Origin of the sequence: Microbacterium sp. 18062 (assembly GCF_902706225.1) — a bacterium.
Lineage (GTDB): Bacteria > Actinomycetota > Actinomycetes > Actinomycetales > Microbacteriaceae > Microbacterium.
The window spans coordinates 82,117-88,732 of record NZ_CACSKB010000010.1; the positions used below are offsets into that span (position 1 = coordinate 82,117).

The 6,616-nt window shown below is 71.7% G+C and carries 6 protein-coding genes and 1 pseudogene; 2 read left to right on the forward strand and 5 right to left on the reverse strand.

Translation table 11 applies throughout. The annotated features are described in order from the left end of the window. Positions 1 to 12: 12 nt before the first annotated feature. Positions 13 to 849: pseudogene (locus GVL03_RS22580) on the reverse strand (alpha/beta fold hydrolase); the annotation flags it as partial. Between the two features lie 153 nt (positions 850 to 1,002). After that, positions 1,003 to 1,728 carry an MBL fold metallo-hydrolase gene (locus tag GVL03_RS05800; RefSeq protein ID WP_159500041.1) on the reverse strand — a complete coding sequence of 242 codons (726 nt, stop codon included), beginning with the start codon at positions 1,726 to 1,728 and terminating at the stop codon, positions 1,003 to 1,005. 53 nt (positions 1,729 to 1,781) lie between these two features. On the opposite strand from GVL03_RS05800, the gene GVL03_RS05805 reads away from it, so the two are divergent. Beyond that, positions 1,782 to 2,336 carry a TetR/AcrR family transcriptional regulator gene (locus GVL03_RS05805; RefSeq protein ID WP_159500042.1) on the forward strand — a complete coding sequence of 185 codons (555 nt, stop codon included), beginning with the start codon at positions 1,782 to 1,784 and terminating at the stop codon, positions 2,334 to 2,336. 113 nt (positions 2,337 to 2,449) lie between these two features. Here GVL03_RS05805 and GVL03_RS05810 read toward each other — a convergent pair whose 3' ends face one another. Continuing rightward, positions 2,450 to 3,973: a CocE/NonD family hydrolase gene (locus GVL03_RS05810; protein WP_159500043.1), complete on the reverse strand. Its 1,524-nt coding sequence runs from the start codon at positions 3,971 to 3,973 to the stop codon at positions 2,450 to 2,452. Positions 3,974 to 4,178: 205 nt separating this feature from the next. Between GVL03_RS05810 and GVL03_RS05815 the strand changes: the two genes are divergently transcribed. Continuing rightward, positions 4,179 to 4,820, forward strand: a complete 642-nt coding sequence (locus GVL03_RS05815) for a TetR/AcrR family transcriptional regulator (protein WP_159500044.1) — start codon at positions 4,179 to 4,181, stop codon at positions 4,818 to 4,820. A gap of 30 nt (positions 4,821 to 4,850) precedes the next feature. Here the strand turns inward: GVL03_RS05815 and GVL03_RS05820 are convergent, their stop codons facing one another. Both GVL03_RS05820 and GVL03_RS05825 read right to left on the reverse strand, forming a co-directional pair. Further along, on the reverse strand, positions 4,851 to 5,570 hold the full coding sequence (locus GVL03_RS05820) for an SOS response-associated peptidase (RefSeq protein WP_159500045.1): 720 nt from the start codon (positions 5,568 to 5,570) through the stop codon (positions 4,851 to 4,853). Between the two features lie 9 nt (positions 5,571 to 5,579). Continuing rightward, positions 5,580 to 6,616, reverse strand: a 1,037-nt coding sequence (locus tag GVL03_RS05825) for an App1 family protein (RefSeq protein ID WP_373683826.1), incomplete at its 5' end; no start/stop codon positions are given.

The window sequence follows — 6,616 nt, forward strand, 5'->3', positions numbered from 1 at the left end:
GAACTGGTGCGGGGTCGTCTCGCACGGGCTGTGGCCGGTGTCGTACGCCCAGAAGCGGGCGCCGAGGTCTTCGGCGAAGCACGCGTGGCGGTCGAGTGACCAGAGGTCTCTACGTCCCGCGGCCACTGCGGTCGGGATGGCTCGTTCGCGGAGCTCTCGACGGACGTCCGGCGTCTTCATCATCAGGCCGATGACGTCATCGACGCTGCGGCGGTCCGTGAGCGCGAATCGCGAGCGCACGAACGCCAGCCGCTCCGGAGAGACCCGGTTCTTGTTCGTCACGATTCCCCAGATCATCAGCGCTGCACCGACGCGGGCGCTGGCGAGCGGGGCGAGGGGGCCGATCCATCGCATGAGCCGGAACACGTTGCCCGACCCCGGCGGGGTCGCCAGCAGCGTCAGGGACCGCACCAGATCCGGGCGCCGCACGGCGACCAGCTCCGCCACCGTGCCCGCGAACGAGTACCCCACCAGATGCGCCGGGCCGCCGGCGGCGAGGAAGTCGACCAGGTCATCGACGAAGAGATCCCAGGTGAACGAGGCGCCGTCCGACGGACCGGCCGACGCGGATTCGTACTGTCCGGGCAGATCGAGGGTCTGAACGAAGAACCCCGCTGCGGCGAGCTGGGGGAGCATCAGCGCGAAGTCCTCCTTCGACCCCGTCAGCCCGGGCACCAGCACCACGCGCGGGGAATCCGGGTCGCCGAGGGAGACGACGGCGAGGGACCCGCTCGCCGCTCGGAAGGACGACCGCTCGGCGCCCGGGACGGGCTCGGCCCAGCTCACGGGACCGATCTCGGCATCCAGCGCGGCGGCCCGCGCCCGCGCTGCGGAGTCACTGCGCTCCATCGGTCTTCTCCGATTCGCCCGGTTCCCCGTCCGGACGGCGGCCTTGCCGTGGCCGAGTCCAGCTGCGGGTGATGCTCAGTGCAACGGGGGGAGCATATCGTGCCGTGCGTTCACGCCCGGCGATCCGTGGTGCAGGACGCGGGAGCGCGGGCCTCAGCCGACGTGAGGGGCGTCCGCCGCCCGGTAGGCCGACAGGAGGTCGGGGATGCTGCCGTGCCAGGGTGCACCGTGGCCGGGCAGCACCCAGTCCACCCGCAGTGACTCGAGGCGCGCGAGGGATCCGGCCGCAGCCTTCTGGTCGTCGGTGAACGGCGCCGGCTGTGGCCCCCGACGTCCGGTGAGCACGTGGCCGGTGGTGAGCGCGTCGCCGACGAACACCGTGCGGACCGCGGGCACGTGCACAGCGACGCTGCCGGGCGAATGGCCGGGCAGTCCTATGATCTCCGGTGCGCCGGGCAGGTCGAGCACCCGGCCGTCCGTCAGCTCGTGGACCTCGCGGAGAGGGGTCGTGCGCAGCCCGCCCTTGCGGATCGAGTAGGCGAGGAACCGCAGCACCGGTCCGAGGCGGACGCTGCCCCATCCGGGCTTGGTCGACTCCAGACCGCGGGCGCGGGCGGCATCCGCGGCGTGCACGTGCACCGGCACCCCGTGCTCGCGCCGCAGCCGCTCCGCGAACCCGATGTGATCGGAATCGCCGTGCGTGAGCACGACGCCGCGGACATCGGCGGGCGCACGCCCGATCTCGGCGAGTTCGCGGGTCAGGTCGCGCCAGTGGCCGGCGAGCCCGGCGTCGATCACGGTGACGCCCTCATCGGTCACGATAAGGTATGCGGCGACGAGATCGTTGCCGAGGCGGTGGAGTCCGGGGGCGAGTTCCATGATGGCTACGATAAATAGCCATCATGGCTATGCGCAATAGCTATACTCGACGTGTGCCTGCTCCCGAACGCACGTCCCTGCCCGCCATCGTCGCCGCAGCGGGCGACCTGCTCGAATCCGGCGGACTCGCCGCCGTGACGATGGCCGCCGTCGCGGAGAAGGTCGGCGTGCGTGCCCCTTCGCTCTACAAGCGGGTGCGCAATCGTGACGAGCTTCTCGCGCTGGTCGCCGAGGCCGCCGTCGCCGATCTGCGCGTGCGGCTGGCCGGAGCGGACGGCGCCGGCGACGCCTGCGCTCGTCTCGATGCGCTCGCCAGAGCGTTGCGTGAGTTCGCGCGGTCCCGCCCGGCGTCGTACGGTCTGGTCTTCGCGCCCGACGACATCCGTCTCGACCGGACGCAGCTCGAGGCGGCCGGGGCGCCCCTGTTCGAGGTGGTCGCCGAACTGGCCGGCCGCGAGCACGCCCTGGAGGCCGCGCGGACCGTCACCGCGTGGGCGACCGGCTTCATCTCGATGGAGCTGAACGGCGCGTTCCGCCTCGGCGGCGAGGTCGACGAGGCGTTCGCCTACGGCATCCGGCGCCTCGCGTCGGCGATCTCGCAGCGCTGACCGGAGCGTACGCACGCTTCATCTCGCTCCGCTCGCGGTTCCTGAGCGCAAGCTCCGAGACGAAGGGGCGCGGAACCGCTTTCGCCGGGGCTTCGTCGCGTCGCGCCCGCCGGTCAGCTCCCGTTCGTGTCGAGGAACGGCACGCGCAGGACCGATGCGCCGCCGTGCGAGATGGTGTGGGTGTTCGTCACCATCGTGGCAGCCGTGGCGGGGTTCTGTCCGGTGCCGGAGTTGCGCGCGAACTGCGGGAACGAGCCGCCGGCCACGGTCAGCCGCAGGCGGTGGCCGGCCTTGATCGTGTAGAGGGTCTCGAACAGTGCGAGGGCGGCGCGATCGTGGGGGCCGACGAGGCGGACGTATCCGTCCGTGATGTTCGTCGAGCGGCCTTTAGGGTCCACATCGCCCACCCGGACGAACAGGTCGGCATCGGGATGCTGCGTCCGATGCGCGAGCTCGACCACCGGGGCGCCGGCGATCGTGCGGGATGCGGGAAACGGCTCCGAGGTGTACACGAGGACGTCCTCGCGCGCGCCCAGCTTCCGGTCGTCGACGTAGCCGCCGCCCGCGATGAGGTTTCCGCCCACCGTCGGGGTGGGATCCTCGGGGTCGAACACGAAGGAGCGCTCGCCCTCCGCGGCGTCGGTCGCGGGGGAGAGGCCGCCGTCGGCGCCCAGGCGCAGCACGGCGAGGTCAGTGCCGGTCCGCCAGTCGTCGAGGCCCACCCACCGCTCGGCGCCCTTGTCGTAGGCGCGCACCCGCTCGGGCCGGGTGGAATCCGTGATGCCGGCGAGGTGCGTGTCGAGCCAGTCGAGGGTCTCGGGCATCATGACGGCTCCGGCGCCGGAGCGCAGGGCGATGTGGACCCACGGGCCGACCGTGAGGGCGACCTCGACGCCCCGAGCCCGGAGGGTGCGATACTGCTCGATCGTCTGGGGGAGGAAGATGTCCTGCCAGCCGCCTTGGATCAGGATCGGGAGGGTGGCGCGCTCGAGAGACCCGCCGTGTCGCATCGGCGTCCAGTAGTCGGTGTCGATGTCGTCGCGGGTCAGGCGTTCCCGGAACCACGGCGCCCGGTCGCCGAAGTGGGCTTCGGCGGCGTCGACCAGCGGCGCGGAGCGGAGGATCGGACGCAGCCGGCGGGTCGAGGTGACGATGCCGACGAGCGCCTTGAGCGTACTGCCGCTCTTCTGCAGGACGATCTGCTCGGCCCAGCCGAAGAAGTCGAGTCTGAACGTGCCCGTGCCCCAGGCGTGGCGGGCGAAGTCGTGCGGGCCCACCATGGTCACGGCGGCGACGTGGTCGGGTTCGGGGTCGTCGAGCAGCGCCCACTGGGTGTGTGCGAGGTACGAGCCGCCCACGGTCGCGAACCGGCCGGCGTACCAGGACTGCTGCCGCATCCACGCGACGATGTCGTGACCGTCCTCGACTTCGGTCCGCTGCGGGTCCAAGTCGCCTCCGGAATCGGCGGTGCCGCGGCTGCTGGCGAGCACCACGGTGTATCCCTGCGCGGCCCACACCGTCGCGGCGGACCGTGCGATGTAAGCGCCGCGCCCGTACGGTCCCCAGGTGAGCAGAACGCCCCGGGAGGCGTCCGCGGGCGAGTACACGTCTGCGCCGAGCGTCACGCCGTCGCGCATGGGGATCCGTGCAGGGGCCACCGAGAACGGACGCGCCGGCGGGAGTCCGTTCTGTTTCGCGTGACGCCGGACGGCGCGGGGGAGGCGGGGGGCAGGGGTGCGGGAATGCAGGGGCATGGCTTCTTCTCCACGGTGAGTTCGGACCAGCATACACAGAAACGGAATGAGTAATTCCGTTTATACGACTCCACGATAGGATTCCGTCATGGCCGACACCACCTCCGCGCGTGCGCTGCGGACGGATGCGGCGCGCAACCGGGCGCGCATCCTCGAGGCCGCCGAGGCGGTGTTCGCCCGCGACGGACTCGCGGCGAGCATGGGCGACATCGCCCAGGCCGCCGGTCTCGGCGTCGGCACTCTGTATCGGCGGTTCGAGTCCAAGTCCGCGCTCGTGGAGGCGATCTTCCGTCACCGGATCGACGATCTCGCCGCCGTCATCGACCGATGCCGGGCACAGCCCTCGGCCTGGGACGGCCTCACCATGTTGATGCGCCTCTACGTCGGTGCGCTCGCCCGCGACCGCGCCGTCATGGAGCTCGCCACCGAGGTGACCGAGCCCGCCCTCCGTGTGCTGCGGGAGCGGATCGTCCCGGCGCTCGCCGACCTCGTCGAGCGCGCCCAGAGCGAGGGCGCCCTCCGCGAGGACTTCACCGCGGCCGACGTGCCGGTCCTCACCCACGCCATCGGCGCGATCGCCCACAGCATGCCGTCGGGCGGCCCCCGACTCGCCCAGCGACACCTCGAGCTCCTGTTGAAGGGGATCGCCGCGACCCCGGATCCTGTTCCCATCCCGCCCCCGCTCGCGGACGAGGACTTCGGCGTCTGGCTTCAGGCAGCGGTGCTCTGAGACCCCGCGCAGGGCGTCGGCGCGTCGTGCTCAGTCCGCGTCGGCGACGGGCTCGACGAGGGCGGGGGAGTCGTTGCGGACGTTCCCCACGGCGCTCGAGACGACGTGGTCCTCGAGGGTGCGTGCGACGTCGGGTGCCGCATCGACGGCCGCGTCGAGGATGTCACCGACGTTCTCCGCGTCGGTGTCGAGCCAGGCGTCGGCGAAGTCGGCGTCGAGGAACAGCGGCATCCGGTCGTGGATGGATCCGAGGCGCCCGATCGCGTCGCGCGTGAGGATCGTGAAGGAGAGCAGCCAGCGATCGGGCGCATCGTTGGCCTTCGCCGGGTCCCGCCACCACTCGTAGAGCCCCGCGAGGAGCATCGGCGCGCCGTCGGCCGGATGGATGTAGTGCGGGGTCTTGGTCTCGCCCGTGTGCTTCCACTCGTAGTACCCGGATGCCGGAACGACCGCCCGCCGCTTGATGAGGGCCTGCCGGAACATCGGCTTCTCCTCGAGCTCCTCGGAGCGCGCGTTGAACGCCTTCGCGCCGATCCCGGGATCCTTCGCCCACGATGGCACGAGTCCCCATCGCGCAGGCTCGAGGCGTCGGGTGGGCGGGTCCGTCTTCGCGGAATCGAGGACGATCGCCGCCGTGCTCGTGGGCGCGACGTTGTACGAGGGCGGCGGCAGATCGGGGTTCGCGAGGTCGATCCGGAGTACGTCGATCAGTTGCGAGCCGACGTTCGCGACGACGAGACGACCGCACATGTGTTCAGCCTATGCCGCGCCCTCGGGGCCGCGGACGACGCCGACCTCGGCGAGTCGGTCGAGGAGCGCCGCGCCGTCGTCGCCGGTGACCCACGGCACCGACGCCGCCGAGTGGTCGTCGACGACGGTGCGGCCGCCGGCGAGCACGGCCTCCGCAGGGGTCAGTCGTCGGATGGCGACGGCGGCGACCTGCGCGGGGTGCGCCGCTGCGAACGCCGTGTAGATCTCGTCGTCGCGCTGGCCGTCGTCGCCGACGAGCAACCATGTGATCTTCGGGAACTCGCGGGCGAGCCGGTCGAGGTTCGTGGCCTTGTGCTCCTTGCCGCTGCGGAACCAACGGTCGTGCGTGGGGCCCCAGTCGGTGAGCAGCATCGCTCCCGACGGGAACAGGTGCCGGCGGAGGAAGCGCGAGAGCGTCGGCGCGATGTTCCACGCCCCCGTGGACAGATAGATCACCGGCGCCGCCGGGTTCCCCTGCACGACGCGCTCGAGGAGCACCGACATCCCGGGCACCGGCTGCCGGGCGTGCTCGTTCAGGACGAACGAGTTCCAAGCGGCCAGGAAGGGGCGGGGGAGAGCGGTCACCATCACGGTGTCGTCGACGTCCGACACCACACCGAAGCGGATGTCGTCCCCGATCACGAGGACCCGCATGGGAGTCGCCTCCCCGTTCTCGACGGTGGCGCGGATGCTCTGCCAGCCCGGGGCGAGACGCGCCGGGAGGACGGTGTCGACGACCCCGCCGCGATCGGCCACCACATCGTGATCGACGCCGTCGATCGTCACGGTGACCTGCGCGTACCCGACCGGGACGGCGGCGAAGCTGCGCCAGCCGCGGACGCCCGCATACTCGTCGGCTCTCGCGTCGGCGCCAGCGGGGACGATCACGACGCGACCGAGCACGCGCACCCACCGTTCGGAGCCGTAGCCCGGAAAGGCCGCGACGGTCGGCGTGAGCCCGCGCGCGCGGGCGCGCCGCTCGCGCCAGGAGTGGAACCTCCGCTCGAGGCGGGCGAGCCACAGGATCTTGGCGGGCGGGGTGGGAC